This is a genomic window from Maridesulfovibrio sp., from assembly GCF_963666665.1.
Lineage (GTDB): Bacteria > Desulfobacterota > Desulfovibrionia > Desulfovibrionales > Desulfovibrionaceae > Maridesulfovibrio.
Genome location: NZ_OY762999.1, coordinates 132068 through 158997, shown reverse-complemented (window position 1 = coordinate 158997; position 26930 = coordinate 132068). Strand labels below are relative to the sequence as shown.

The window sequence follows — 26930 nt, the reverse complement described above, 5'->3', positions numbered from 1 at the left end:
CAGTCAAGGAACCATAACTACCTATATTAAAACAACTAAAACAACAAAAACATTTTTATTATGTTTTAAAAAAGACCTTCCTTCATAACAAATCTTTCAACTGAACTTCTCTCCAAATACTAATTTTCATTTTTCCAAAATTTATCCCTATATTTTTTTTGAAATAACAAAATGAATTCTAAAATTTCTATTTTTTACAATTTTATACCGAACAATGATACAACCGAGACAACAAGGACATTTCTTCAAACACTCACTCTTCAATACTTTACACTTAATTTACTGATTTATATGTATTTATTTTAATTCAACACGCATTTCGTATTATTTAATATCTAAATCGTATAGAATATCACAAAGAAAGACCATTGTACAATACACTGAAATAAAAGAATATTAGTCGAAACACATGCTTTTTTGCAAAAATGTCTTTTTAAAATCTTCCATTTGCGATATTTTTTTTTCACTTAACGACAAATTCAGAATTCTCAATGAACACTTCAGGAGGTAAAGAATGAAAAAATTGATTATCAGGTCGCTTCTGGCTTTCATGGTACTCGGACTGGCTATGATTGTTGTCAGCGGCTGTTCAAAAAAGGACGAAAAAATCAAGATCGGCTTCAACATTCCGCTCACCGGGGATATCCCCAAAGTTGGCGAGGCTTCCAAGAACGCAGCAGAAATGCTTCTTGCTGACATAAACGGACAAGGCGGCCTTGAAGTCGGCGGCAAAAGAATCCCTCTCGAATTCTTTTATGAAGACAACGAATCCAAAGCAGAATCAGCAGTAAACGTTGCCCTGAAACTTATCGAACAGGATGGCGTAGTTGCAATCATCGGCCCCAACTCCTCCAAACAGGCTGTCCCCGCAGGTGGAACCTGTAACGACAACCGCACCCCCATGGTATCTCCGTGGTCCACCAACCCGGACACCACTAAAAACCGCCCCTGGGTTTTCCGTGCAGCATTCCTCGATCCTTTCCAGGGTCCTGTTGCAGTAAACTTCGCCACCAAACAGTTTAAAGCAAAAACAGCTGCTGTACTCTTTGACATTTCAAACGACTACTCCAAGGGACTCGCTGAAATTTTCAAGGAAGTATTTGAAAAGAAAAACGGAACTAATGGCATTGTAGCTTTTGAATCACACGGAACCAAAGATCAGGATTTCTCAGCCCAGCTGACCAAAATCATCAACTCCAATCCTGATTTCATCTTTGTTCCCGATAACTACAACCAGGTTGCACTTATTGTTAAACAGGCCCGCGACCTCGGCTACAAAGGCCCCTTCATGGGTTCTGATGCATGGGGTTCCGCTGAGCTGATGAAGCTTTGCGGTGACGACTGCAAAGGCCAGTTCTTCTCAACCCACTACGCTGCAGCCGGTGCTAAAGGTGCAACCAAGGAATTCATTGACCGCTACGAAGCAAAATTCGGCGAAACCCCTGACGATGTAGCCGCCCTCACTTGGGATGCCGCCCGCCTCGTGCTTCAGGCTATTCAGGACGCCGGTTCTTATAGTTCCGACCTGAAAACCGAACGTAAAGCTATCCGTGATGCCCTGAGCTCCATCAAGGAATTCGCAGGTATCACCGGTTCCATGAAATTCGACAGCCAGGGAGACCCCATCAAATGCGCCGTTGTTGTACGCATTGACGAAAACGGTAATTTTGTATTCGCCGAATCCGTCTGCCCCTAGTTCATTGAAATAATCTCAGGCGGCGGACCTAATCCGCCGCCTGATAATCCCCCACAACAGCCCAAAACAGAAAAGAGGAAAGACGGAAAGTGGATATCCTCATCCAGAACCTGCTCAATGCCCTGCAGTGGGGCAGCTTTTATGCTCTCATTGCGCTGGGCTACACCCTTGTTTACGGTGTTCTGCTCCTGATCAACTTTGCCCACGGCGATATTTTCATGGTCGGAGCCTACATCGCTTTTTTCGTTGCCACCGCCCTGCTCGGCTTTCTGGACTTTGCCCCGTGGATGGTGCTGGCTTTAACCGTTCCACTGACCATGATCCTCACCGCCGGAGTAGGGGTAACCATCGAACGCATCGCCTACCGCCCCCTGAGACGAAAAGGTGCGCATCGGCTTTACGTGGTTATTACTGCCCTTATGTGCGGCTTGATCCTTGAAAACGGCAACCTCGCCCTGCTTGGCGCCAGCCGTAAAAAATTTCCGGAACTGCTCGACAAGGTGGTCTACACCTTCGGCAATGTCTCGGTGACCAACCTGAAGATAATTGTTATCTTCGCAGCTATTGCCGTCTTCCTGCTCCTGCAGTTTATTGTCACCAAGACAAAAATCGGCATGGCCATGCGCGGCATTTCCTACGATAAATTTGCCATTCCGCTCATGGGTATCCCCATCGATAATGTAATCGTATTCACCTTTGTGCTCGGTTCCGGCATGGCCGGTCTTGCAGGGCTGCTCTTTGCAATGTCCTACCCTATCCTTGAACCGTACATGGGTGCCCTCATCGGCTGGAAAGCCTTTATCGCTGCGGTTGTAGGCGGTATCGGAGATATTCGCGGGGCTTTTATCGGCGGATTTCTGCTCGGCTTCATCGAAGTCGGAGTTGTCGCTGTATTCCCCTCAACTTTCCGGGACCTGTTCGCCTTTTCCATCCTGCTTATCATCCTCTGGATGAAGCCCACCGGAATATTCGGCGTTGCCAAGACAACCAAGATTTAAGGCGGACACAGAATGCAGAAGTACAGTTTTAATATCGGACTCTGGGCCATGGCCGCCATTGTTGTTGCCCTCTCCCAGTTCGGCGCGCTCGACCTCTATATCCAGTCGGTAATCATGTTCATCGGCATCAACATCATCCTTTCCTCAAGCTTGAATGTTGTGAATGGATACATGGGTGAATTCTCATGCGGTCATGCAGGTTTCATGTGTATCGGAGCCTACGTATCCTCTGTCTTGAGCGTAATGTTATTCACTCAGGACAAGATTTTCGGCACTCCAATCCTGCCCCCGGAACTTGCTCCGCTGGGATTTCCAATTGTGGTAATTATCTCAGGACTTGTTTCCGCAGTGGCCGGACTGATCGTGGCTGTCCCTTCCTTCAAGACAAGGGGTGACTATCTGGCCATCATCACCATTGCCGCTAACTACATGGTCATATCCGCCATTGAAAACATGGACATCATTGGAGGACCTCGCGGTTTCATGGGCATGAAACGGGTAGTCAACGCCATGGAAGATGTGATCGACATACCGTGGATGATGATCTGGGTAATCCTCGGCACTTTCATGAGCATCTGGATGATCCGTCGCTTTGTGTCATCCACCTACGGCAAAGGTATCATGTCCATTTGTCAGGATGAAGTTGCCGCCGAGATCATGAGTGTTGATACCAACAAAATGAAAATGGCTGCCTTCATGCTTTCCTCCGGCCTTGCCGGGGTAGCAGGCGCACTCTTTGCCCATGTACTCGGTTATGTAAACCCGCAATCCTTCAACATCATGAAATCCACCGAATGCCTTGTAATGGTTTATCTCGGCGGCATGGGATCACTTGGAGGATCAATACTTTCGGCCATATTCTTCACGGTAATGCTCGAGTTGCTGCGTTTCATCATCCCGGCCCTCGATACCGGAATGCATTTCCTGAACCTGCTTCCGGACACTTACCATCTCAGTCAGGTCTGGAAATGGGTACTTATCCCGTTGACCCTGATTCTGCTCATGCAGTTTAGACCCGAAGGAATCATGGGTAACAAGGAACTGCCCGGCCTGTTCCCGCGGCTCAAGAAATTCTACAAATTCAAGTAGGCAACACCGCGAGAAAAGGAGATAAAATGTCACTATTAAGTATAGACGGACTTACACAGAGATTCGGAGGGCTGCAGGCCGTATCCGATTTTAATATCGAACTTGAGGAAGGTTCCCTTACCGGGCTGATCGGCCCTAACGGAGCAGGTAAAACCACTATCTTCAACCTTATATCCGGATTCTACCAGCCCACAGAAGGAACCATAACCCTCGCAGGAAAGACCACACGCGGACTCAAACCGCACCAGGTGACAGCGCAGGGCGTGGCGCGCACGTTCCAGAACATCCGGCTCTGGCACGACATGACCGTCATGGACAACATCCGCATTGCCCAACATTACCGCATGGGCTACGGCTTTTTCGATGCCATCATGCGTACGAAGAATTACTACCTGCGGGAAAAGGAAATTGAGCGTATATCCACCGAACTGCTGGAATTCATGGATCTTAAGCAATACGCCGAGGAGCTGCCCACAAACCTGCCCTACGGATTACAGCGACGGGTTGAAATCGCCCGGGCCATGTCCATCCAGCCCAAGCTGCTGCTCCTTGATGAACCTGCAGCAGGTCTCAACTCTTCGGACGTTGAAGGTCTGATCAAGCTCATCAAGTGGATTCACGATGAATTCGACATTACCATCCTCATGATTGAACATCAGATGAAGGTGGTTATGACTCTCTGCAAATGGATTAAATGCATTGATTTCGGCGCAACCATCGCCGAAGGAACCCCTGAAGATATCCAGTCCAGCGAGACTGTTATCAAAGCTTATCTGGGAGATGATTCAATCTGATGACTACTCTACTTGAAATCAAAGATCTCCGCGTGAAATACGGTAATATTGAAGCCCTGCACGGCATCTCGTTCAATGTTAATGAAGGGGAAATCGTTACCCTGATCGGAGCCAACGGTGCGGGCAAAACCACCACCCTGCTTTCCATCAGCCGCCTTCCCCCGCCGGAAGCTCCCAAGGTCATCTCAGGCGAAATCTCATGGAAAGGAGATTCCATCCTCGACATGCCGCCGCACAAGGTCATTTCCGACCTGCATCTGGCTCTAGTACCTGAAGGAAGGCATATTTTCGGCAACCTCACCGTCGAGGAAAACCTCAAGTTGGCAACATACGCCCGCAAAGATTCCATCAAGGAAGTTCATGGTGATTACGACCGCGTCTTCGCACTCTTCCCGCGCCTTGCGGAACGCCGCAAGCAGCGCAGTGAATCCCTTTCCGGCGGTGAACAGCAGATGCTTGCCGTGGGCCGTGCGCTCATGTCCAAATGCAATTTCATCATGCTCGACGAGCCTTCGATGGGCCTTGCGCCACTGCTCATGTACGACATGTTTCGGACCCTCAAGGAATTGAACGAACAGGGACTCACAATTCTCTTAATTGAGCAGAACGCAAATCTTGCACTCAAGTTCGCCCATCGCGGATACGTGCTTGATACCGGAGAAATTGTCGCCCAAGGTTCGTCTGCAGAACTTATAAATGATCCTGAAGTGAAGAAAGCATATTTGGGAGGCTAATGCCTCCGACTGCTTAAACCCTTTCTGTAAAAAGAGTTTAAGAATCCCAAAAACTTTTATTAAGCTTCGCTGCGTCGTTTATAAATAGTGCTCTAAAAAAAAGGGCTGGTTTGACTTTTGGTCAAACCAGCCCTTTTGAGTATTTTTATGTAATGCAAAAAATTACTTCACACGCCCTTTTGCCGTGGCATGTTCAATATTGATTTTGAGCACCCGCGTCTTGTCCATATCATTATTAATGTACTTTTCTCCTGCGGGGATATGATCCGGGGAGAGCCTGTGCACCAGTGCGAGCAGGGCTTCCTTCTTCTCGCTGCCGGAAACTTCTTCAGCCTTTCCGAAGACAACAACGGACCTGAACGTAATGCTGAATTTTGAAGGCAAGAGCTCTGTATCAACATAAACGCAAAACGAAACTTTGGGATTAAATGCAATGTTATCCAGCTTATGTCCGGTCAATGCACAATGGAAATAGATGGCCCCGTTGTAATACACATAATTTAGCGGGGTGACACATGGATAACCGTCTTCACCGCAAGTAGCCAGGACCCCCTCTTCACCGGCTTCAAGAATTTCTTGAACAGACCCTTCGGGTAATATCTTCTTGGTATTCTGAATTTCTCTAAACATAGTATTTCTCCGGTTTGAACTTACACCCAGACAACTACTTTAGAAGTCAGCCAACATAAAGATACAATTTACATCAATTTAATGGTGTCAGTTAAAAAAGGCCCTGAAAAACTACCTGCTGCGTCCGCCGACTCTTACAAATTCACCGGGAGGGCCAAGACGGATATCAAAAACAACTGCCGCTCCCCGCAGAACCAGAGTAGCCATGAATCCCGAGGCCATGGCAACTTCTGGTTGCACATGTAATGTCATCATGCCCACGTTGACAAACGCTCCGGCAAGGGCAGCCACAGCATAAAGCTCGCCGCAAAGGATCATGGGCCGGTTTCCGGTCAATACATCACGTATCACCCCGCCCCCGGTTGCAGTCATAACTCCCATAAACACAGCAACTGTCCACGGCACCTGCGACTGTAGAAATGCGACAGAACTTCCGGTAACAGCAAATGCACTCAATCCGAGGGCATCAAACCATGCAGTAGCCTTGTAACGGTCCTTGATCTCAAGACGGCAAAAATATGTGAACATAGTTGCCATTATGCACAGATACAACTCTACCGGCTCATGAGTCCACCAGACAGGATGATCCAACAGGACATCGCGCAGAGACCCGCCACCAAGCCCGGTAATGGTTCCGATCAGCACGTAGCCGACAATATCCATCCTGCGCCTTCCAGCAGCCAACGCTCCACTGACCGCGAATACAATATCGCCGAAATACATAAATCCGTTGATTGCGGACTGGACCATTTCACCGTTTAAAACACTCATATCCAACCTCGAAAGCAGATAGACTGCATTTATTTTTTATATGTTCACTTTTCCTAAAAGCGAAAACGAGCCTGAGATAATTTCTGATTCAATAGTTGTAAAGGCGTTTTTTTATAATTTCGAAATTTTTAAATGCATTTTTTAAAAAAACTTAAAATTTCATATATATCACACACGCTACTTTGACTTGCCTGCCATGAGCTGAATTGGTAGAAGAATTCCCTTTTTTTGGAACAAATTTATTTTTATATCGAGTTAAACAATGACATCATCAAGAGAATCAACAGCGTATTTGACTGTATCCTGCAAGGACAGACCCGGAATAGTTTCAGCGGTTTCCGGCTTCCTGTTTTCCAAGAATGCAAATATCATCCATTCCGACCAGCATTCCAGCGACCCCGTTGGCGGACGTTTTTTCCTCAGAATGAAATTTCATATGAACGGAATTGAAGACGGCCTTGAAGAGTTCAGACAAGAATTCGCCGAAAAGGTTGCTGATAAATTCGATATGGAGTGGAACATCAATCCGGCATGGATCAAAAAGAAAACAGCCATCCTTGTCTCGAAGTTCGACCATGCACTCATGGACCTGCTCTGGAGGGCCAAGCGCGACGAACTCCACACCGAGATCACCATGGTCATCAGCAACCATGATGATCTGCGTAAGGCGGTTGAGTCATTCGATGTTCCCTTTCATCACGTTCCAGTCGAAAAAGACAACAAGGAAGCTTCTGAAAAGAAAATCCTTGAGCTTCTGGAAGGCAATGCCGATCTGGTCATCCTCGCCCGCTACATGCAGATTTTGACACCCAAATTGATTGATGCCTATCCCAACCGCATCATCAATATCCACCACTCCTTCCTGCCTGCATTCGTTGGCGCCGACCCCTACCGCAGGGCCGGAGAGCGCGGTGTTAAGCTCATCGGTGCAACCGCCCACTATGTTACTGAAGAACTGGATCAGGGTCCGATCATTGAACAGGACGTCATCCGCGTTTCCCACCGTCACGACTACGAAGAACTCAAAGTCCTCGGCCGGGACATTGAACGTCAGGTACTCAGCAGAGCCGTTAAATGGCACCTCACCGAAAGAGTACTGGTAGACGGCAACAAGACTGTTGTATTTACTTAGTATTTATTGACTTGAGAATAAAAAAACTCTCCTTGCATGCGCAGGGAGAGCTTTTTTATTGCTTGAAATACAATTTTTTACTTTGTGGAAGCCGACAGTTTCTTGGCCAGTTGCTCATCGCTCTGCTCACCGATACCGAAACGCATGAACAAATCATTGAGCTTACCGCGAATATCTTTGGTAGCTTTGGCAACAGCCTGCAAGCTGATGAAGACAAGGAACTCGACCTTGTGATCGCCCTTTTCATAAAGCCTTAGAATTGCAGTAGCAAGTTCTTTCTCAAGTGCCAACAGCTGCATCTCTTTTACCAAATCTTGAGCGGTGTTCTGCTTAAAAAGCAACCAGTTTTGATTTGCAGAATCTTTAAGCCAAAGTCTGGCCATACGGATACGGGTCATCCCAATTTCATTAAGCGCCAACACATCCTTGGTCGCAGCACGCCTGCGTTTGAGTACCCGCAGCTGCATCTTGCTTTCCTCACCCTGTATTTTCCTCTTAAGCAAAGCGGAAAATTTAACTTCAGTAAGGTAAAAGAACAGCTTATCCAAGGCTTCCACGCCGAACATACGCAGAAAAACGGACAGAACCTTTTCATCTCGCTGGGTAAAATTTTTCAGGCCCAGTAAAAATTCACGGACAACAATATCAAGAGTAAGACTGACCCCGACAGCACATGCCCCAATCTGATCCTGCGAGAATTGCATATTACGAGCCATTTCCGCCTCTTTTTCCGCACTATCCGCTGAATAAGCAGACTCACGCAAGGCTTCCATGGCGGCATCGTAATCCTGCTTGAATTTGGTAGTAGCCGGATCAATACAGACAATACGGGCAATACGCTCAACAGTATCATTACTTACCGGATCATCGCCCTGAACCAGAATACCGCTATCCAGCAGAGAGTTATAGGTCATCTTCAGGACTTGCACCGACTCCTCATCTGAGCCAACCTGTTCAAATGCATTTTGAATTCTTGTTTTATCAATAGCAGGGAGATCAGAAGAAAAACGCCCGGTGACATCATCAAAAGGGAAACGCAGTATAACGTAATTCTTATCCCGGGTCAGGGTGTAGCGCTCATTGGTGATTATCTCGTTAAGGGAAGATTCGACTTCCTGAGTAATGAACTGCTCAATCAGGGCATTCCAGAAATTCTTATCCAACTCATACTGCTCAAGCAAAGCATTATACTTCTTGAGCGCGGGTTCGCCCAAATGACGCAGGGTTACTTCCTCAAAATTATCGGAAATAAGACAGGAGGCATAAACCACCCCCTGAACAGTCTTGATCAGCAAAGTTTCAGCATTGATCAGCCGGGAACGAATGGCATCCAAGGCATCCTTATCCTTGCCGTCCTTAAGCTTGCTGAAGCGACCGATCATCAGGATGAATTCACTGAGGATCTTCTTGATATATTCATGAGACGGAAGGTCAATGGAACGGTGACATAAAAGCGCGATAATCCCGCTCTGCTGTTTTTCCAGCAAAGGGAATTCATTAATGCGGTTGTTATTGTACTTGATAAACTCAAGGAAAACCTCACGTTCAAGTACTTCACGCAGGGTACTGCGCTCCTTTAGGCGAGTCAGTACCTTCAAATAAAAATCAATCCGCTTATCTTTATCAGGAACCTGCGCATTTTCCTGGGACACGTCACTCATGAAAACTCCATCAACAATTTCTTAAATTATTTGAATGAAAATGTCTCAATTCAGCTATAATAGTCAAGAAGTTTAGAATTATAAGCCTTAGCTTACACCACTCATGCAAGAAAGATAACTGAGCGACCTCACGAAATGATCGATTATAGAAAAAGAACCAGTTGAAAACAATGGTACTTTTCTTGCTTGAACCAGATAAACAAATAAAATATTGACGATCTCGCATATTTTATTATTTACCAAGACCACCGAACCTTAATACTAGAAACATACCCATGGGGTTACAGCTTAATGATAACCTGCAACAAATGCGGCCAAAAAAACAACAATGCAGCAAAAGTCTGCTCCAAATGCGGACATAAACTGCAATCCGGCAGAAAACGGCTGGAATCTGAATTAGCTCAGCAGGAGCGCCGCAACATGTTTCATCTGAAACTGGAAAAGGACAAACGCTTTTCCAAGCATGGTGAAGCATGGGTCTACGCTCTTTTCCTCCTCGGTGCCGTAATCTTTTTTACCTATAATCAATTATACTGGCCCCTCTACGCCCTGACCCCCGCTATTGCGCTTCTGGCTTGGTTTCGGAAGATTTAGAAGTCTTATTCTGCAACTCCTTAAGTGCATTTTCCTGATCTTCCTTCAACAAGTCAGGTACGGAACGCTGCCAGAATTCTGCTTCCTTATCAGCCTTCAGTTCTTTCTCAGACTTTGGAAAACAACACTTGATCACTGAACGCTTTGTGCAGGAAGCAGGGAAATATTCAATAACTCCGCACTCATTCTCATCAATATAATACTTAACACTGCGCCGGAATTTCTTTTTCCGAGACATTATCGCAATCTCACCATCCTCTATCTTACAGAAGAAATCCGTATACTTAGCACCATAAAAAGAATTATAGATGTAAATATTACCTTGTTTTTTACCAACATAACTAAATTCATGGGGATCCTTGCACTGAGCCCGGGCAAGGGCGCTTCTGGTCAGACACAAGGCCCGCTCTTCCTCCATGCTTCTGGCCTGTGCCGGTGACGAGACATAACAAAGAACTGTTAATATAGAGATGAGCAAAAGGCTTCTCATAATACCTCACGAAAAAGGATCTGTTTCAGATATATAATTTTTCGGCCGGAATGACGTCCGGCTTTAGCCTTAAATAGACATAGCTGCACACAATAATTTTTAATTTCACTACAAAAAATCTTTTCAAATCATACGCTGCCATGCTAAAAGAACTGATCATTTTGTGCAACTGCACAACCTTCCTTACTATTTTCCCATACCTTGTCAAAAACTGACCCCAGACATTAAGAACAAGTTTTTTTTCTAAACTTTGTTTAGAAAAAGTCCTGTTTTTTCGTGCTCTTTGAAGGTTATGAACTTGTGGAAAACTTTTACGGTTTTTCATTATTTAGCAATATTTACTCATAATCGACAGTAATGACAATGTAACAACAATTTTTCTTTCACCCCCCTGTACAAAACTAGACCCCTGAGTTAGTATTCTTTCCGAAGTTGATTCAACCCATAATTCATGGGACCTGAAACAAATCAAGGTCGAAAACTTTCTCTAAAAAACACAAAATTCAATAAATAAATATCATGAACGATCTCTCTTCTGGATGGAATCATCTCCGCGGTATTGAGCCGCTCAGTCTTTGCGACTGGCCCGGCCGGACCAGCTGCGTATTCTTCTTCGGCGGTTGCAACTTAAACTGCCCCACCTGCCATAACTTCGACATGGCGTGGAATATGGAGCGTCTGCCCCTTCTGTCCAGAGAAGACATGAAATCTTTCCTAAGGAACCGAGCAAAATGGCTTGACGGGGTCACTATCACTGGTGGCGAGCCTACAACGGTACCGAACCTTGGTGAAATTCTTTATGAAATCAGGAAAGTATCCAAACTACCCATTAAGATGGACAGTAACGGCATGCTTCCTGATATTCTTGAAGATATTCTCCAGCAGGGATTGGCGGACATGTTCGCCGTTGATGTTAAAGGACCGTATGAGAAGTATCCTGCCCTGACCGGGCAGGCCGTTACCGCTGAAGCGGCACAGAAAAATCTTGAAAAGATTTTCGAGCTTGCCGAAGCCAACCCCAAAGCCTTCTATTTTCGTCTGACCAAGGTGCCTATCCTTACAGATGAAGATGTTGAAACTGCCAAGAGTTATCTTCCGGATGGCTTTGACCTGACCATCCAGAACTACATTCCTCCAAGGAGAGATCATGCCCACGCAGATAATGAAGCGAGACGGCCGGTTGGAGACCTGGTCGACTGAGCGAATTGCACAGGCCATTTTCAAAGCACTGAGCGCCAGCGGTATTAAAGACCCGCTCATGGCCAAACGTATGGCCAGAAAGGTTGAGTACAAGCTCGAAGGAGTCGACATCCCTGAGCAGGAACATGTTCAGAATATGGTCGAAGAAGTGCTTATGGATTCCCGTCTGCACTCCGTTGCCAAAAAGTTCATTCTCTACCGCGACAACCGCCGCAGGCTCAGAAATCAAAAAGACGCCTATCTCGACATCAAGGAAACAATTGACGAATACCTTGAAAAAAGTGATTGGCGCGTGGCTGAAAATGCCAATATGACCCATTCCTTTCAGGGTCTCATGCTTCATCTCTCCGGAACAATTCAGGCTCGTTACGCCCTTGAAAAATACCCAGAGGAAATCAGGCAGGCTCACGAACACGGCTATTTCCACATTCATGATCTTTCCTACGGATTGGCTGGTTATTGCGCCGGATGGTCCCTGCGCGACCTTCTACTCGAAGGTTTCAACCTTGAAGGCCGCTCCTGTGCCGGACCGGCACGTCACTTTGACGCTGTCCTCGGCCAGATGGTCAACTTTCTCGGCACCCTGCAAAACGAATGGGCCGGAGCTCAGGCCTTCAACAACGTTGATACCTACCTCGCCCCGTTCATCCGCCACGACGGCCTCAGCTACGAAGAAGTGCTTCAGGCCATGCAGAAGTTCGTGTTCAACCTGAACACCACCTCCAGATGGGGAGGCCAGAGCCCGTTCACCAACCTTTCTTTCGACCTAGTTCCGCCCAAGCACATCGCCAAGGAAGCGGTAATTATCGGCGGAGAACTTCAAGACAGCACCTACGGTGAATATGCAGAGGAAATGGAGATGATCAACCGCTCCTTCCTTGAAGTCATGGTTCACGGAGATCAGCATAACCGCATATTCTCCTTCCCCATCCCCACATACAACGTAACCGAAGATTTCCCGTGGAATTCCAAAATCGGCCACACCCTGCTCGACCTGACTGCCAAGTACGGCGTGCCCTATTTCCAGAATTTCATTAACTCCGACCTCAACCCCGAAGACGTGCGCTCCATGTGCTGCCGTCTGCAGATGGACCTGCGTGAACTACGCAACAAAGTCGGAGGCCTCTTCGGAGCCGGAGACCTGACCGGGTCCATCGGCGTGGTCACCCTCAACCTGCCTAAGCTGGCTTATCTGGCACAGGGCGAAGAGGATTTCCTCGACCTCATTGAGGAGTATGCCATTCAGGCCAAGAACTCCCTTGAGTTCAAACGCAAACTGATCCAGACCAACCTTGATAACGGCATGTTCCCGTGGTCCCGCCGTTATCTCAAGAACGGCTACAAAGGACACTTTTCCACCATCGGTCTGCTGGGCGGACATGAAGCCTGCCTGAACCTGCTGGGCAAAGGAATCGAGACGCCTTCAGGAATCAGACTCATGACCAGAGTGCTCAACCACCTGCGTGATCTGACCTCCCAATTCCAGGAAGAGACCGGCAGCCTTTACAACCTTGAAGCCACCCCGGCTGAAGGCACAAGCTACCGTCTGGCAAAAATTGACAAGTCCCTTTATGCCGACATTAAGACCTCCGGTAATGGAACTCCGTATTACACAAACTCCACCACCCTTCCGGTAGGAGTTTCCGATGATGTTGTTCTGGCTCTCACCCATCAGAACAAACTACAGCCCCTGTACACCGGGGGCTCGGTATTCCACACCTTCCTCGGAGAATCCACAGCCGATCTTGATGCTCTGAAAAGCTTTATCATCAAAGCTTTTCGCAACACCAAAATCCCGTACCTCTCCATCACTCCGACCTTCTCCATCTGCAAGGAACACGGATATATTCAAGGCGAACACCATACCTGCCCTGAATGCGGTTCTGAATCGGAAGTCTACACCCGAATTGTCGGTTACTATCGTCCGGTTAAACAATGGAATGAAGGCAAGAAGGCAGAATATAAAGACAGACAAGTATACAATACATTCTGCTGCTAACAATCCATACGGCATTTTAGAATGACAAAGGGAGATCTTTAAAAAAGATCTCCCTTTTTTCATTTCACCCCACAAAGGATAACTTTGCGCTCATTTTCATTGCCAAGAAAAATACATTGCATTATGGTTAACAGTGAAAATGATACAAGTCTGAGATTAATTTCATTGGACTTCATTGCTCAAAGAATCAAAGATGATATGAGATGGAGAGTATATGCGAATTCTGGTTGTAGATGATGAGCAGATGGTCAGGGAAAACCTTGTCGATTACCTTGAAGACGAAGGCCTTGATGTCATTTCGGTAGGAAGCGCCGAAGAAGCCCTGAATCTGATGAAAACCGAACATGCCGACATCGCCATTGTAGATATGCGCCTTCCGGTAATGCATGGCAATGATCTCATCATTCACTTAAAAGAACTGCACCCGGATATGGATTTCATCATCCATACCGGATCCGTTGACTATGCTGTTCCGCCGGATGTCCGGGCTTACGGCATTTCCTCTGATAACGTATTGCTTAAGCCTGTTGCGGATATGGATATGTTCATCCAGAAGATCAGAACCTTATTCGGCACAAAATACGATATTTAACGGATATATATCTGAAAAGAATCACCGCCGCTTCTTTAAAAGAAGTTGGCGGTTTTTATTTTATTCCACGCAATTTACGATAAAGAAGTACAGCCCCCATATGTTCGGTGGCAAAACGGTCTGTATGCCCGGCCAGTGTTTCAGTAGATCCGAGCATGAGATATCCTTTATCCGGCAACAAATCGTGAATGCGGTGCACAATATCTACTTTTGTAGCATCATCAAAATAGATCAGAACATTACGGCACATAACAAAATCAAATTGTCCCAAAGACCTAAAAGAATCCAGCAGGTTGAACTTCTTGAAAGCAACAAGAGACTTCACAGAAGGAACTACCTGCCAGTGAATGCCACTCTTCTCAAAATACTTATCATAACCAGCCGGCAATCCCCGCGACTTCTCCAGACTGCTGAAAAGCCCATTTTTGGCCCTTTCAATAACTGCCCCTGAGATATCCGTGGCAAGGATCGAAAAATCAGTAGGTGAGATTCCTCCAACAGTTATGGCCCACTCGTGGATAAGCATGGAAAGAGAATACGGTTCCTGCCCGGTGGATGATGCAGCACACCAGATTTTTATCTTGGCCCCCGGCCTGCGTTTCTTCAAAAGTTCAGGAAGAACCTTGTTCCTGATAGATGTAAAGGGATGATTGTCACGAAAAAAACTGGTCTCATGGGTACTGATAGCTGATACCGCTTCTTCCTTGAAATGGGTATCACCTGACACTAAAAGCTTATAGAACTCACCCCATGAACGACAATTACGGGATTGATACAATGCTTTGAAACGATGTTGGATCAGGTATTCCTTACCCTCGGAAATAGTCAGACCGCACATGCGGTATATCTGCTGACGCAGCAGTTCAAAATCTTTTTTATCCAGTTTAACGTATTCCCTGCTCACGATACTATCTTTACCTGTTCTTGATCAGATTAATTTTCTCGTCCCATCAGGACAACCTCATTGGCCCACTGCATGGCAGCCAGATGACTTCTTGCCACTGCAAGAGAAGAAAGATTATTCCCCATGATCAAACGCCCCAATTCGTCCCATTCTGCTTTCTCAAGACATTTGACCAGATCAAGATATAACGAAACTTTATTTTGCTTACCAACCAAGGCCTGAATGAGTTCTTTTTCAACTGGCAATTCTTCCATCAATTCTTCCATAGGTCTGCCCAGCAGGACATCAAGCAAGGAAAACAGCCCCAACATGAACATTGATTCAGCTGGAAGTGGACAATGTTTAATTTCCAAGCATACCAGTTCTAGGAATTTGGCTCTTTTGATGGACAGGAATGCAAGCTCGTTACCTGCAGGTCCTGAGCTCATATCTGAGAGCAGGATCATACGCAGCCAACCGGCCAGTTTCCTGTATCCGATCAAGGTGATCGCCTGTTTGATGGAATGAATTTCGTTGGGCAATCCAAAGGCAGCAGAATTCATGAACTTTAACAGACGATAACTCACCGAAACATCAGAGTTGATAGCCTCTGTCAGATCATCAACATCAAAATCGTCACCACTGATGGAACTCAGGAGCTGCATGCGGTTGAGATTGCTGGTGGATACTTTCTTTCCGGGTATAATCTCCGGACGACTGAAAAAGAACCCCTGAAAAAGATCAAAGCCGAGTTCCAGACAGCGCTGGAACATGTCATTATCTTCAACCTTTTCAGCCAGAAGCATCACGTCCAACTGTTTAAGATTGCCAACGACATTGGTAAGCTCATCAGGACTCAAATCGAGACAATCAACTTTAACAATATCAGCCAATTCAATAAAAGGCTCGAAACCATCCTGTCCGATATAGTCGTCAAGGGCCAGCACATAGCCACGTTCTTTCAGGTCTTTAAGGGCTTCGAGAACATCCGGTTCAGGTTGAACATGCTCTAGAATCTCAACGACACAAACTTCGGAGGGCAGAAAATCAGCAGCACCCTCCAACAGCATATTGCGGGGAAAGTTGACCAGCAATCTCTGCCCTTCTTCGATATCTTCCTGTATCAATCCGAAACCATCAGCAATAACCTGAGATGTGGCTGCATCCTCATCACCGATATCAGCAACATTACTTCCTTCGGAATTGCGAAAAAGCAATTCATACCCCCAGACCCCTTTATGCACGTCAAATACAGGCTGTCTGGCAACAAAGAAAGAATCTAGAAAAACATCTGAACGTTCCGCCATAACTTCGCATTCCCAAAATAATTTTAAAAAGGATACTGTTTAGTTAGCAAAGCTATACCTCAGCGTTTTCCTAATATCAATCGGGATGGATTATAAAGATTCCTGAATTAAGGCATCATCGGAGCAAGAGACAAGCCCCTGATTTCTTCAAACCCAAGCATCAGGTTGGCATTGGCAACAGCCTGCCCGGAAGCACCGCGGCAGAGGTTATCAATGGCGGCAAGAATGATCAGCCTTCCGGTGCGTTCATCAGGAACAACAGCAACGTCACAGAACATGGTTCCGCGAACCCAGCGTGTTTCCGGCAACTGCCCCTCGGCAAGGAAGCGGATCATCTTTTCATTGCCGTAAGCCTTTTCATAAGCAGCCCGAACATCTGCAGCAGTCACGCCCGGCTTCAACTTGGTATAGATGGTGGAGAGGATACCGCGATCAATGGGCAGCAGGTGAGTGTTAAAAGAGACGGTCATATCTTCTCCGGATGCAACCGCAAGCTCTTGCTCAATCTCCGGGGTATGGCGGTGAGTGGTCAGACCGTAAGCGCGGAAAGAATCCGCCACTTCGCAGAAAAGGGTTCCAACAGCAGCCTTACGCCCTGCTCCGCTGGTACCGGATTTAGAGTCGATGACAATGTCAGAGGTCTCAACCAGACCTTCACGCAAAGCGGGGGTAAGCCCGACAATTACGGAAGTGGGATAACAACCGGGGTTGGCAACCAGCTTGGCATCTTTAACTTGATCACGGTAAAATTCGGGGAGGCCGTAAACCGCTTCGGAAAGCAGGTCTTCGCGGGTGTGGTCCACCTTGTACCATTCTTCGTAAGTCTCACGGTCACGAATCCTGAAGTCGGCACTGAGATCCACAACCTTGATGCCCTTATCGTAAAGCTGCCCGCCGATGTTCATGGCTGTCTTGTGCGGAACGGCAAGAAATACCAGATCACAGGACTCAGCAAGGTCCTCAACATCCGGTGCGGTAATTTCAAGGCTGCCAAGCTCCATGCCGTTAAGGAAAGGATAAATATCAGCCAATTTTTTACCGGCCTCAGCACGGGAAGTAACCCGGACAAGCTTCATCCCGTCATGATTGCTCAAAATACGGGTAAGTTCCATCCCGGTGTATCCGGTTACGCCTACAAGTCCTACTGGTACGGCACTCATAATTATCCATCCTTGCGATAAATATTTTAGAAAAGGGCACGACTGAGCGCGCCCGGAAGATCGGTATGTAAAGAAATGCCCGCACGGGGCACAAAGGAAATGTCGAAAAGTCGGCTATTTCTTGGTCTTCTGCACATATTTCATGCGCAGATTGTAAAGCATCTCACAAAGGAGTCGTTCTTCATCGGCGGTCATGCCGTTCTTGATTTTATCTTCAAGCACAGCAAGAACATCAATGGACTGTTTGGCAAGCACCGGAGAAAACTCAACCTTACCGGTTGAAGGATCAGGAACTTCGCCCAGATGAACCAAAGCGGAAGAACTCATGGACATGACAAATGTTGAGAAATTAACCTCGGGGATAGGCATATCCTTGGCGTATTCGCTGCCGCAACCGCACTTTTTAGCATCAGACATAATTGAACTCCTTAAGTAATCTGCCGGATTCTAAAAATATTCATCGTAAGATTCAAGCATTTTAAAAAAATAAACCTCTCAAAGCTGAGAGGTTTATCAAAAAAGCAAAGTCTAATAGACTGGTTAAACCGTCATAGGCCTTAATGCGCTTGCGCCCAGTTGCGTCCCAAGCCCAGATCAACTTTGAGCGGCACAGCAAGCGTAGCCACAGTCTGCATATCCTTTTGCAGGAGCTTACCGATTTCCTCGATATTCTCCTCAGGGCCTTCAACTAAAAGTTCGTCATGAATCTGCAGGATCAACCTGCCGCCGAGATCCTTTATTTGACTATTATCAGCCACCTTGATCATGGCCATCTTGATAATATCAGCGGCGCTGCCCTGAATAACAGTGTTGATAGCCTGCCTGCGGGCCTGTGAAAGAATCTGCTGATTTGTGGAATGAAGTTCAGGCAACAAGCGACGACGCCCGGAAAGAGTGGTTACATAACCTTTCTCGCGGCCCTGTTCCACTACGGAATCGTAAAAGCCTTTAAGTACATCCAGCTTTTCAAAATACTTGACGATAAATTCCTTAGCCTCGTTGATCTTAATACCCAGCTCACGGGAAAGCTTCTGCGGTCCCATGCCGTAAATCAGGCCGAAGTTAATGGTCTTGGCATTGCGACGCTCATCGGAAGTAACATCCGCCGGATCACGGTCAAAAAGGAGCGCAGCTGTACGGGAGTGAATATCCTCATCATGCTCGAAAGCTGAAACAAGGGCCGGGTCACCGGAAAAATGAGCCAGTACGCGCAGCTCAACCTGAGAATAGTCGGCAGCGGCTAAACGCAAGCCCTCCCCGGCAGTAAAACAGGCCCGCATACGCTTGCCCTGATCACCGCGAATAGGAATGTTCTGCAGGTTGGGGCCGGAACTGGAAAGACGTCCGGTGGCAGTTGCCAGCTGATTGAAATTGGTATGAATACGCCCGTTGGCATTGACCAGCTTGGGCAAAGGTTCGAGATAGGTGGAACGCAGCTTCTCCATCTTCCGGTATTCAAGAATATCGGTGATAATTTCATGCTGCCCGCTAAGCTTTTCCAATACGGAATTGGCAGTGGAAAGCGCTCCTTTAGGAGTCTTGCCGCTCGGTTTGAGACCGAGGGTATCAAAAAGAACAGTCGCCATCTGCTGACTGGAACGGATATTAAACGGCTCACCGGCCCGCTCGTGAATGATCCGGGTAAGTTCATTAATACGTTCATTCACCTCGGACAAAAAATCAGCAAACGCATCCAGATCGATGGTGATTCCGGCTTTCTCCATATCAGCAAGAACAGGGATAAGCGGGATTTCAAGATTTGCTGTCAGCTCATCAAGACCTGCGGATTTGATACGGGGCCCAAGCACATGCATAAGAGCCAGCGCAGCCAGCCCCTGAGCATCGGGATGAACTTCATCTACAGCATCGGGAAGCTCTTCTCCGGCAAATAGCATGGCCCGCAAACGGTCCCAGGCATAATTGCGTTCTTCAGGATTGAGCAGGTAGGCAGCGAGACTTAAGTCGAACCAGCTGGACAGCTGAATCTGCCCCCATGCATCATCTGCACGCAGGAAAGATTTTACATCAGCCACAACAATTGTCTTTGCTGATTGCAGTCCGGCGGCAAGTTCTGCAGCAGTGACCTTGCACATCCATTCATCACCGTCCAGCCCGATGAAAAACATATTGCCCTCACGCACCAAACCGACGTCCTTACCTGTGAAATCAGGAAGTTCAGCAGCAGAGGAAACTTTCTTCAATTCAAGACGGTTTTCAGGAGCAGCAGGAGCCGGAGTAGCTTCGCCGAACAGGGAAAACTGTCCGCCCCCGGCGGCAGATTTATTGGACTTGGCAACATGAGCCGAAGCTTCTTCGCCAAACAGAGAGGCCTGACCGGAAGTTGATTTCTTGGAATTTCCAGCAGGAACTGCAGACCCTGAAACAGCGGAAAACAAAGCTTTTACATCGCGCACAAGTGAACGGAATTCGTAAGTAGTCATGAATTCCGCAGCACGATCTCCATCCACAGAACGAAGCTCGCACTTCTTGAGGTCGCAATCGGTGCAGCTACCCAACCGCATGCGGGTAAGCTCACGATAGACAAAAATATTTTCCAGCTCATCCTTCATCTTCTTCTGTATGGCAGGCTTGAGCTTATCGTAGTTGTCACGGATATCTTCCAGAGTCGGATATTCGGCCATTATCTTGGTGGCAGTCACCTTACCCACTCCCGGCACACCGGGAATGTTATCAGCCGAGTCGCCCACAAGGGCCTGAAAATCAGCCCATTGTTCAGGCTCAAGCTTGGTTTCTTCACGAAAATCAGCGAGAGAAGTGATCTTTTCCTTCTTTCCTGCGGGGTCCCACATGAAGACATTTTCATCAAGGCACTGCTTGAGGTCCTTGTCCGCTCCGAGGATAACCACCGGACGTTCAGACTTATAGCGGGCAGCGAGAGAAGCAATGCAGTCGTCAGCCTCTTCACCTTCGGAAACAATAAGCGGCACACCGATAACACTGAGCGCTTCTTTGAGCGGCTCAATCTGGGAACGCAGGTCATCAGGCATTGGCGGACGCTGGGCCTTGTACTGGTCATAAAGTTCGTGACGGAAGTTCTTACCCTTACCGTCAAGGATGAAAACCAGATATTTCGGTTTCTCCTCTTTGATAACCTTGAGCAATGTCCGCAACACAAAAAACATGGCATTGGTCGGCACACCGTCGGAACGCTTAAGGTCCGGGTAGGCGTGGAAGCCGCGGTAAAAAAAAGCTGAACCGTCAATCAAGTACAGGGGTTCGTCATCAAAATTCAATTTATCTCTGAGTGCCATTATATGCCTTCGGGTTCAAACCCTGCATTTATGTAATTGAGAAAGGATTAGATACGCTTTACGGTCTTTTTTCCCTTGGTCAATTTCTTGAGCACAAAGGATTCCGGGTCGGCACCTTCCAGCGCTTGCAGCTTGATTTCAGCACGCGCAGCAGCTTTATGACCACCGGCAGAACCTATTTCATTAAAAAGCTTGGCTGCCATTTTGCCCATATCCTTGCGCATGCCGTCACCACGGAAAATAACCACAAGGGTATCCTCGTAAATACCGGAAACAACGTCCCACGAAACGCCGTGAATACGCATGAGAAAATCAGCAAGTATAACCAGTGTATCCGGGTTTTCCACCTTGCCGATATGAGAAAAAAGGCCGGGGCCGATGCGACGCAGATTGTAAAAAGCGCGGGAGAAGTAACGCAGCCAGTCAGGATGGATTTCACTGCGTGTGATGCGCTTGATAAGGTCCATATCCGCATATTTTGTCAGATACCTGAAAGCCTTGACGTCATCATCAATGAAGGGACGTTCAAAACTCTGGGTATCGGTCTTGATGCCGTAAAGAAGTGCGGTGGCCAGAAGTTTGGCCGGGCGGATATTCAGGTTGTAGAGATATTCGGTCATCATGGTGCAGTTGGCTGCATACTTGGGCCGGATGTCCACATACTCCGCATGGGGGTATGGGGTTTCCGGCAGGGGATGATGATCGATTATCACGGAAAATCTCAAATCCTCGAAATCAGGATGGTGGTGCGGCTGTGAATCAAGAATCGCAAACTTGTCGTATTGGGCCACAAGAGTTGGAATCATCCTCTTGGCCGGAATGCGCAGGTAATGAATCATGGCAAGGTTATCAAGACGCTTGACCTCGTTGATATGGGCAATACCCACTTCAGCGACCCTGCGCCCGATTATGCGTTTAAACGCCATTGCCGAAGCCAGTGAATCCGGGTCGGCATTAACCACTACCAGCCAACGCTCTTCCTTCTTACAAAGGGCGAGCAAATCCTGAAGCTGATCTTCAAGCTGTTTAAAATAAGCCATAGCTACTTCTTCAGGGTCAGGGGTAACCCTGCGGCCACAAGATAAACTTCATCTGCGATTGCGGCCATTGTACGGTTGAGTGATCCGAGCCTGCGAACAAAACTGCGGACTTCACGTGTCATTGCCAACGGGCCGAGCCCCACCTCACATGACACTAAAACAACATCCGGCCCTTTCCATTCAGATAGAAGCCGGACAACCTCCCCGATTTGCTGCTCACCGTCCGCAACTTCGGAACAGGAAAACAGCCAAAAATCCAAACTGTCCACCAGCAGGTGGTCGTACCCTTCTCTAGCCTTAAGCAGAACCCGACGCAAGTCCGCGCCGGCTTCAAGAACCGGAATGGACGGATCCCGCTCCAGCCTATGGTCCATAATCTGCTGCCGAAAAGCCATATCACGGGCTTTTCCGGTAGCAATGAAACATTTACGGCCGGAATATTCTGCAAACAGGTCGAGGGCGTAGTCTGATTTTCCCGACTTATTGCCCCCCAGCACAAATGTAATCAAGATTTCTCCTAGGTACATGAGTACAAAAGAACGGGAAAACTATCTTTACGTACTCTATTTCCAGCAAAGACTGCAACCACAAGAAAAATTTCACAAGGTACTACTTGATTTTTCTTGCAGTACAATAATCACTCAATAATTGCAGAGAGTTAAAAAAGGATTCCTCCTCAAAGACCTCTACAGTGACCGTGCCGCCCTTGTTTAACTTTTCAAATAAAACATCAAGAGTTTCAAACCCATCACTATTAAGATGGTCCAATCCCAGATGCCGTCCTTTCGGTCCCGGAGCATTAAGATGCAGCATGGCAACCTGCCCATCAAGATCAGGGTCACGCAGAAGGTCATGTTGTGCGTAAGCCAGTATGTGTCCTAGATCAAGGCATATTTTCATCCCGCAATCAGCAATAACCCTGGTAAGACCAAGCAAAGAATTTTCTTTTATATTCTCTAAAAGGATCGTTTCAGGCCTTACCCCGCCACGGGAAACAACGGCTGCAAATTCCCGTATTAAACCTGCTGCTTCAGGACCCATAGACGGAGGATGGACAACATGGGCCGTAGGATTCAAATGCGCAGCTTTTTCATTGAGGGCTATTACTATTTCAGCAACTCTGCCTCCACCTTCTTCCCAGGGCAGATCAAGAGGATGATGAATATGGAAAGCTAGCCCTGTATCAATCAATTCCTCAGGCAGATCAGTTTTTGTGTAAGCAAGGCAGGATTCTGTTTCAAAAAACAGCAATGCGATCTCGTCCACTTTGCCTTCCAGAAAACGACAGTTCTCAAAAATGGTACCGGAAATTACCCATGAGGGCGCAGATAATTGAAAACGAAAATCAGTATTATTCAAAAAAATGGACATTTTTGCCGCGACTCATTCATTAAAACTATAATATATGTTCCACTAATAAACCCAACACACCGGACCACAGATCCTTTTTATATACGGCATAAGTATTGCTTAAAACAAAGTAGATTCAATTATGTCAGGAGAAATAAAAATGAAACGGGTAAGAAATTTTTTTCAACATCACTTCAACCCGTTGCACATTTTCTGCAGGCTCCGGGGAGCAGGGTTGAGCGCTATGGCCGCAAGAAGAATGTCAATGGTTTATGAAAAGGTGGTTTACAAGGTTTTTCTGTTGTAACCCAGAAACCTTCTCCACTCTTATTCATCAGCACGGAACGACAAGAAAAGCCTACATATCCAACAGGCTGATCTTCTTCTCCTTCTGGACCTTTCGTGCAACCATTGCAGACTTCTTCACTGATTCAGGAAGATTCTTCAAAAAACGCGACACAGGCAACATCAGAGTCCGTCCGTACAAAGGTCTCTTGCCCGCATGGGACATGTAAAGATTTTTCTTGGCTCTGGTCATCCCCACATAAAGAAGCCTGCGTTCCTCTTCGGTATTTTCCTGCACCAACGGCGATTCTCCGGAAATCTTTCCGGTCAGAATATCCGGCCCTGCAAAAGGCACAATCCCGTCATCAAGACCAGCCAGAAATACGGCTTCAAACTCCAGCCCCTTTGCGGCATGCATGGACATGATTCGCACTTTCTCCGCTTTATTGCGTACCTGATCCAGATCATTCTGCATATGTATCCAGTTCAACAGACCGGACCACCCGCCATGCTCCTTATAGCCTTTAACCATATCGCGGAAAGGTTTGCTCTCCCAGAAAAGCTGGTCAAAAGGAGGCATATCGCTCAGGTATGCGGAAAGTCCCAAAGGTCCCCGGGCAATAACTTTCTCCGGAACCTCAGGCACTTCATCATCTGCATCCTCAGCAAAACCGAGCATACGGCGTGCAGCAGCAAGAAGCACCTCCACCCGTGGATCATGCCAGAAACTCTCAGTTTCAGGCACACTGCAAGGAATTCCCTGCCGCTTAAGCATGGCCTCAATGGGACCGATCAATCCTTTAAAACGAACAAGAATCGCGATATCTCCGGGGCTCAAAGTGCCCTGTTCGCCAGCATCCACAAGACTGTGGCTGGTGGCTCCTATGAGCAGCTTGATACGCTCCCCGATCCAGGAAGCCTCGCGTCCGCTGTCTGGAGCGGAAAAAAGATGGATATCAGCCTCATAATTTCGATGGGCTTTAAGCTGCGGCGGATTATCCAGTACCGAAGCCGATGCATCCAGAACCCCTTGTGCAGAGCGGTAGTTATCCTCAAGTGTAATCAGAATCAAATTTTCCCAGAAAGCGCGAAAACGGTTCGCCACATTCCCGGCAGCACCGCGGAAACCGTAAATGGACTGGTCAGGGTCGCCGATAGCAAAAAGCCCTTCACCGTCATCCCCGGCCAAACGCTGGACAATTGCCAGCTGCAGGGGAGAAAGATCCTGCACCTCATCCACAAGCACATGGGTGAAGGTCCGCACATACTTGTCGGACTTCAACTCCGAAAGCCAGAATTCCAGTAAGTCAGTGTAATCCACAAGATTATACTGATCTTTCTGACGGGTATAATTGGCTAAAATTTCAGCAGACTTTTCACTCAAAGGCTTCAGGGTCTCGCGGGAAAGATTGATGGAATCCCATGCAGACTTGAGCTTTGCACCGCTAAGCTCAGGATTGGCTCTTCCAAAGACACGGCGTGCGGTCTCTTCATTCAGTATAATAGGATCATGATCAAAGGCCGAAGCCCAGTATTCGAGGGCCAAAGCATGCAGAGTATCAGCACGGGGCAGGACTTCGTCATCTCCGAGCATATTGCGCATGCGGTCATTCATTTCCTCGGCAGCCTTACGGGTAAAGGTCAGGGAAAGAATACGCCGTGCCCGGGTTCCCCTTTCAAGCAGATGCTTGATACGGCCCATGAGAGTCTGTGTTTTACCTGTTCCCGGTCCGGCAATAACCAGCACCGGATCCGGCCCGGCTTCAACGGCTTTTTTCTGGGCCTCATTAAAGCGGACCACCCCGCTTTCCTGTTCCGGATCGGATGTTCTGCGCACCTCAGCCTCAGGCTTAGGGGTATCAAGATCACCTTTGGGTTTGCGAACCACAACAAGTTTCACGCCGTTGATAATTTCATCCCGCTCCTGCGCGGAAAAAACGGAAATTGTTCCGTACTGTCCGTCAAAACCGGGGTTACGGATGACCTGTCCCTCACGCATGCGGCGGATGCCCTCGGCAAGGTGGACATTGTGTCTGCGCAAATCCTCAACAGGAACCTGCTGCAGGATAAAAAATTCAGAACCGAATTCCTTAATCAACGGAGCGTAAACGCCGAGAACCTTCTTGGTTTTGGGTCCGGTGCCCACGATCTCGGAAATAATTTCTTTGAGCGGCACTAGAGAATCGAATCCGGGCTGTCCTTTGGGCTGCTGTGCTTCCTCTCGGTCCGCAAGCTCCATAACCCTTGAATAAACACCCATTGTCAAAGGCTTGCCACAGACCGGACAAATGCCGCCGCGCATCTTTGATTCATGTGGATCAAGCATGATCCCGCACTTGCGGTGCCCGTCCATGTGGTATTTGCCCTCTTCCGGAAAAAATTCAATTGTACCCATGAACTTATGACCCAGCCCTTCACCGCGCAAAGCGCGGTAGATACCTTCATAAGACATGTTGCCGCTGAAAATATTTGCCTCGCGCCCCAAGTTTTCACCGGAATGGGCATCGGAGTTGGAAACCATACGGTACTTATCCAACGCAGAAATGAACCAGTTCATTTCCGGGTCCGAAGAAAGCCCGGTTTCCATGGCGAAAATCTCGGAAGCAAGGTCGCCGTAACATTCTTCCACGGTATCAAAACCGGATTTGGAACCGAAAAGCGAGAACCACGGAGTCCAGATATGGGCAGGAATAAGAAAGGCTTTGTCGTGAGTTTCAAGGACGATTTCAAGAAGATCTTTGCTGTCCAGACCGAGGATTGGCCTGCCGTCAGATTTGAGGTTACCGATGGTATCGAGCTTGGCGTTGAATTTCTTAACCGATTCCAGATCGGGCATGTAGACGAGGTTGTGTACTTTGCGGGTTTTGCCGTATTTTTTATAGATGGAACTTATTTCGGTCTGGAGCATGAAACGGGTCTGTCCGGCAAAAGGACCATCCACCCAGTCGATGGAGTTCTCCAGCCCCTGCGGTTCTCGCAGGGAAAGCAGCCCGGAACCGTCCTCCACCAGTTGCTCTTCTATTTCGGCGACCCATTCAGGATGCGTAAAGTCACCCGTTCCGATGACGTCAATCCCTTTCACCCTTGCCCATGCAGCCAGAAGGCGCGGATTCAAGGCTTTACTGGTGGCGCGTGAAAATCTGGAGTGGATATGCAGGTCGGCTATAAATCTTTCCATGGTCTACCGTTCTTCCCCGTCTTGATCATTTATTGATCAACTTATCTACAAGAGCATCACAACTTCCTGTCATAA

Annotated in this window: 23 protein-coding genes; 10 read left to right on the top strand and 13 right to left on the bottom strand. The window is 47.5% G+C overall.

Annotated features, from left to right (window positions below; all coding sequences use genetic code 11):
• Positions 1-514: 514 nt before the first annotated feature.
• The 5 genes from ACKU40_RS00670 (at position 515) to ACKU40_RS00650 (ending at position 5311) form a co-directional block, all read left to right on the top strand.
• Positions 515-1696 carry an ABC transporter substrate-binding protein gene (locus tag ACKU40_RS00670; protein ID WP_320174620.1) on the top strand — a complete coding sequence of 394 codons (1182 nt, stop codon included), beginning with the start codon at positions 515-517 and terminating at the stop codon, positions 1694-1696.
• An 89-nt stretch (positions 1697-1785) separates the two neighbouring features.
• Positions 1786-2694 (top strand): branched-chain amino acid ABC transporter permease, encoded by a 909-nt coding sequence (locus ACKU40_RS00665; protein WP_320174619.1) that lies wholly within the window; start codon positions 1786-1788, stop codon positions 2692-2694.
• Between the two features lie 12 nt (positions 2695-2706).
• Entirely contained in the window at positions 2707-3783 is a 1077-nt protein-coding gene (locus tag ACKU40_RS00660) for a branched-chain amino acid ABC transporter permease (protein ID WP_320174618.1), read from the top strand.
• A gap of 26 nt (positions 3784-3809) precedes the next feature.
• A complete protein-coding gene (locus tag ACKU40_RS00655) occupies positions 3810-4577 on the top strand; it encodes an ABC transporter ATP-binding protein (protein ID WP_320174617.1) in 768 nt (255 codons plus the stop codon).
• Positions 4577-5311, top strand: a complete 735-nt coding sequence (locus tag ACKU40_RS00650; protein ID WP_320174616.1) for an ABC transporter ATP-binding protein — start codon at positions 4577-4579, stop codon at positions 5309-5311. Before ACKU40_RS00655 ends, ACKU40_RS00650 begins: the two co-directional genes overlap by 1 nt.
• 162 nt (positions 5312-5473) lie before the next feature.
• Here the strand turns inward: ACKU40_RS00650 and ACKU40_RS00645 are convergent, their stop codons facing one another.
• Positions 5474-5941: a pyridoxamine 5'-phosphate oxidase family protein gene (locus ACKU40_RS00645; RefSeq protein ID WP_320174615.1), complete on the bottom strand. Its 468-nt coding sequence runs from the start codon at positions 5939-5941 to the stop codon at positions 5474-5476.
• A gap of 111 nt (positions 5942-6052) precedes the next feature.
• Entirely contained in the window at positions 6053-6712 is a 660-nt protein-coding gene (locus tag ACKU40_RS00640; protein ID WP_320174614.1) for a trimeric intracellular cation channel family protein, read from the bottom strand.
• A 262-nt stretch (positions 6713-6974) separates the two neighbouring features.
• Between ACKU40_RS00640 and purU the strand changes: the two genes are divergently transcribed.
• Positions 6975-7844, top strand: coding sequence for a formyltetrahydrofolate deformylase (gene purU, locus ACKU40_RS00635; protein WP_320174613.1), 870 nt, complete (start codon positions 6975-6977; stop codon positions 7842-7844).
• Positions 7845-7921: 77 nt separating this feature from the next.
• Here purU and ACKU40_RS00630 read toward each other — a convergent pair whose 3' ends face one another.
• Entirely contained in the window at positions 7922-9505 is a 1584-nt protein-coding gene (locus ACKU40_RS00630) for a hypothetical protein (protein ID WP_320174612.1), read from the bottom strand.
• Positions 9506-9796: 291 nt separating this feature from the next.
• Between ACKU40_RS00630 and ACKU40_RS00625 the strand changes: the two genes are divergently transcribed.
• Entirely contained in the window at positions 9797-10099 is a 303-nt protein-coding gene (locus tag ACKU40_RS00625; RefSeq protein WP_320174611.1) for a hypothetical protein, read from the top strand.
• Here the strand turns inward: ACKU40_RS00625 and ACKU40_RS00620 are convergent.
• Entirely contained in the window at positions 10065-10589 is a 525-nt protein-coding gene (locus tag ACKU40_RS00620; protein ID WP_320174610.1) for a hypothetical protein, read from the bottom strand. The genes ACKU40_RS00625 and ACKU40_RS00620 overlap by 35 nt on opposite strands.
• A gap of 519 nt (positions 10590-11108) precedes the next feature.
• Here ACKU40_RS00620 and ACKU40_RS00615 point away from each other — a divergent pair.
• The 3 genes from ACKU40_RS00615 (at position 11109) to ACKU40_RS00605 (ending at position 14380) form a co-directional block, all read left to right on the top strand.
• The gene (locus ACKU40_RS00615; protein WP_320174609.1) at positions 11109-11789 is read left to right on the top strand and encodes an anaerobic ribonucleoside-triphosphate reductase activating protein; all 681 of its coding nucleotides are present in this window, start codon (positions 11109-11111) and stop codon (positions 11787-11789) included.
• Positions 11737-13788 (top strand): ribonucleoside triphosphate reductase, encoded by a 2052-nt coding sequence (locus ACKU40_RS00610; protein ID WP_320174608.1) that lies wholly within the window; start codon positions 11737-11739, stop codon positions 13786-13788. Before ACKU40_RS00615 ends, ACKU40_RS00610 begins: the two co-directional genes overlap by 53 nt.
• 214 nt (positions 13789-14002) lie before the next feature.
• Positions 14003-14380 (top strand): response regulator, encoded by a 378-nt coding sequence (locus tag ACKU40_RS00605; protein WP_015852824.1) that lies wholly within the window; start codon positions 14003-14005, stop codon positions 14378-14380.
• Positions 14381-14435: 55 nt separating this feature from the next.
• Here ACKU40_RS00605 and ACKU40_RS00600 read toward each other — a convergent pair whose 3' ends face one another.
• The 9 genes from ACKU40_RS00600 to ACKU40_RS00560 form a co-directional block, all read right to left on the bottom strand.
• Positions 14436-15284, bottom strand: a complete 849-nt coding sequence (locus ACKU40_RS00600) for a protein-glutamate O-methyltransferase CheR (protein ID WP_320174607.1) — start codon at positions 15282-15284, stop codon at positions 14436-14438.
• A gap of 29 nt (positions 15285-15313) precedes the next feature.
• Positions 15314-16570 carry an HDOD domain-containing protein gene (locus ACKU40_RS00595; protein WP_320174606.1) on the bottom strand — a complete coding sequence of 419 codons (1257 nt, stop codon included), beginning with the start codon at positions 16568-16570 and terminating at the stop codon, positions 15314-15316.
• 107 nt (positions 16571-16677) lie between these two features.
• On the bottom strand, positions 16678-17730 hold the full coding sequence (gene argC, locus ACKU40_RS00590; protein ID WP_320174605.1) for an N-acetyl-gamma-glutamyl-phosphate reductase: 1053 nt from the start codon (positions 17728-17730) through the stop codon (positions 16678-16680).
• Between the two features lie 114 nt (positions 17731-17844).
• Positions 17845-18147, bottom strand: a complete 303-nt coding sequence (locus ACKU40_RS00585) for a DUF1844 domain-containing protein (RefSeq protein WP_320174604.1) — start codon at positions 18145-18147, stop codon at positions 17845-17847.
• A gap of 140 nt (positions 18148-18287) precedes the next feature.
• Positions 18288-21002 (bottom strand): DNA polymerase I, encoded by a 2715-nt coding sequence (gene polA / locus ACKU40_RS00580; protein WP_320174603.1) that lies wholly within the window; start codon positions 21000-21002, stop codon positions 18288-18290.
• Positions 21003-21049: 47 nt separating this feature from the next.
• Positions 21050-22042, bottom strand: coding sequence for a DHH family phosphoesterase (locus ACKU40_RS00575; protein WP_320174602.1), 993 nt, complete (start codon positions 22040-22042; stop codon positions 21050-21052).
• A gap of 2 nt (positions 22043-22044) precedes the next feature.
• Entirely contained in the window at positions 22045-22551 is a 507-nt protein-coding gene (locus ACKU40_RS00570; protein WP_320174601.1) for a bifunctional adenosylcobinamide kinase/adenosylcobinamide-phosphate guanylyltransferase, read from the bottom strand.
• Positions 22552-22651: 100 nt separating this feature from the next.
• Complete coding sequence (gene cbiR, locus ACKU40_RS00565; protein WP_320174600.1) at positions 22652-23413, bottom strand: cobamide remodeling phosphodiesterase CbiR; 762 nt, start codon at positions 23411-23413, stop codon at positions 22652-22654.
• Between the two features lie 337 nt (positions 23414-23750).
• A complete protein-coding gene (locus ACKU40_RS00560) occupies positions 23751-26855 on the bottom strand; it encodes a UvrD-helicase domain-containing protein (RefSeq protein ID WP_320174599.1) in 3105 nt (1034 codons plus the stop codon).
• Between the last annotated feature and the right edge of the window lie 75 nt (positions 26856-26930).

Bases quoted from the DNA above. Each gene is read 5' to 3' on its own strand.
- ACKU40_RS00655 (WP_320174617.1), top strand. From the start codon at position 3,810: ATGTCACTATTAAGTATAGACGGACTTACACAGAGATTCGGAGGGCTG.
- ACKU40_RS00615 (WP_320174609.1), top strand. From the start codon at position 11,109: ATGAACGATCTCTCTTCTGGATGGAATCATCTCCGCGGTATTGAGCCG.
- ACKU40_RS00645 (WP_320174615.1), bottom strand. From the start codon at position 5,941: ATGTTTAGAGAAATTCAGAATACCAAGAAGATATTACCCGAAGGGTCT.
- ACKU40_RS00660 (WP_320174618.1), top strand. From the start codon at position 2,707: ATGCAGAAGTACAGTTTTAATATCGGACTCTGGGCCATGGCCGCCATT.
- purU (WP_320174613.1), top strand. From the start codon at position 6,975: ATGACATCATCAAGAGAATCAACAGCGTATTTGACTGTATCCTGCAAG.
- ACKU40_RS00630 (WP_320174612.1), bottom strand. From the start codon at position 9,505: ATGAGTGACGTGTCCCAGGAAAATGCGCAGGTTCCTGATAAAGATAAG.
- ACKU40_RS00605 (WP_015852824.1), top strand. From the start codon at position 14,003: ATGCGAATTCTGGTTGTAGATGATGAGCAGATGGTCAGGGAAAACCTT.
- ACKU40_RS00575 (WP_320174602.1), bottom strand. From the start codon at position 22,042: ATGGCTTATTTTAAACAGCTTGAAGATCAGCTTCAGGATTTGCTCGCC.
- ACKU40_RS00595 (WP_320174606.1), bottom strand. From the start codon at position 16,570: ATGGCGGAACGTTCAGATGTTTTTCTAGATTCTTTCTTTGTTGCCAGA.
- ACKU40_RS00650 (WP_320174616.1), top strand. From the start codon at position 4,577: ATGACTACTCTACTTGAAATCAAAGATCTCCGCGTGAAATACGGTAAT.
- ACKU40_RS00640 (WP_320174614.1), bottom strand. From the start codon at position 6,712: ATGAGTGTTTTAAACGGTGAAATGGTCCAGTCCGCAATCAACGGATTT.
- ACKU40_RS00610 (WP_320174608.1), top strand. From the start codon at position 11,737: ATGCCCACGCAGATAATGAAGCGAGACGGCCGGTTGGAGACCTGGTCG.
- ACKU40_RS00560 (WP_320174599.1), bottom strand. From the start codon at position 26,855: ATGGAAAGATTTATAGCCGACCTGCATATCCACTCCAGATTTTCACGC.
- polA (WP_320174603.1), bottom strand. From the start codon at position 21,002: ATGGCACTCAGAGATAAATTGAATTTTGATGACGAACCCCTGTACTTG.
- cbiR (WP_320174600.1), bottom strand. From the start codon at position 23,413: ATGTCCATTTTTTTGAATAATACTGATTTTCGTTTTCAATTATCTGCG.
- ACKU40_RS00625 (WP_320174611.1), top strand. From the start codon at position 9,797: ATGATAACCTGCAACAAATGCGGCCAAAAAAACAACAATGCAGCAAAA.
- ACKU40_RS00585 (WP_320174604.1), bottom strand. From the start codon at position 18,147: ATGTCTGATGCTAAAAAGTGCGGTTGCGGCAGCGAATACGCCAAGGAT.
- ACKU40_RS00620 (WP_320174610.1), bottom strand. From the start codon at position 10,589: ATGAGAAGCCTTTTGCTCATCTCTATATTAACAGTTCTTTGTTATGTC.
- ACKU40_RS00670 (WP_320174620.1), top strand. From the start codon at position 515: ATGAAAAAATTGATTATCAGGTCGCTTCTGGCTTTCATGGTACTCGGA.
- argC (WP_320174605.1), bottom strand. From the start codon at position 17,730: ATGAGTGCCGTACCAGTAGGACTTGTAGGCGTAACCGGATACACCGGG.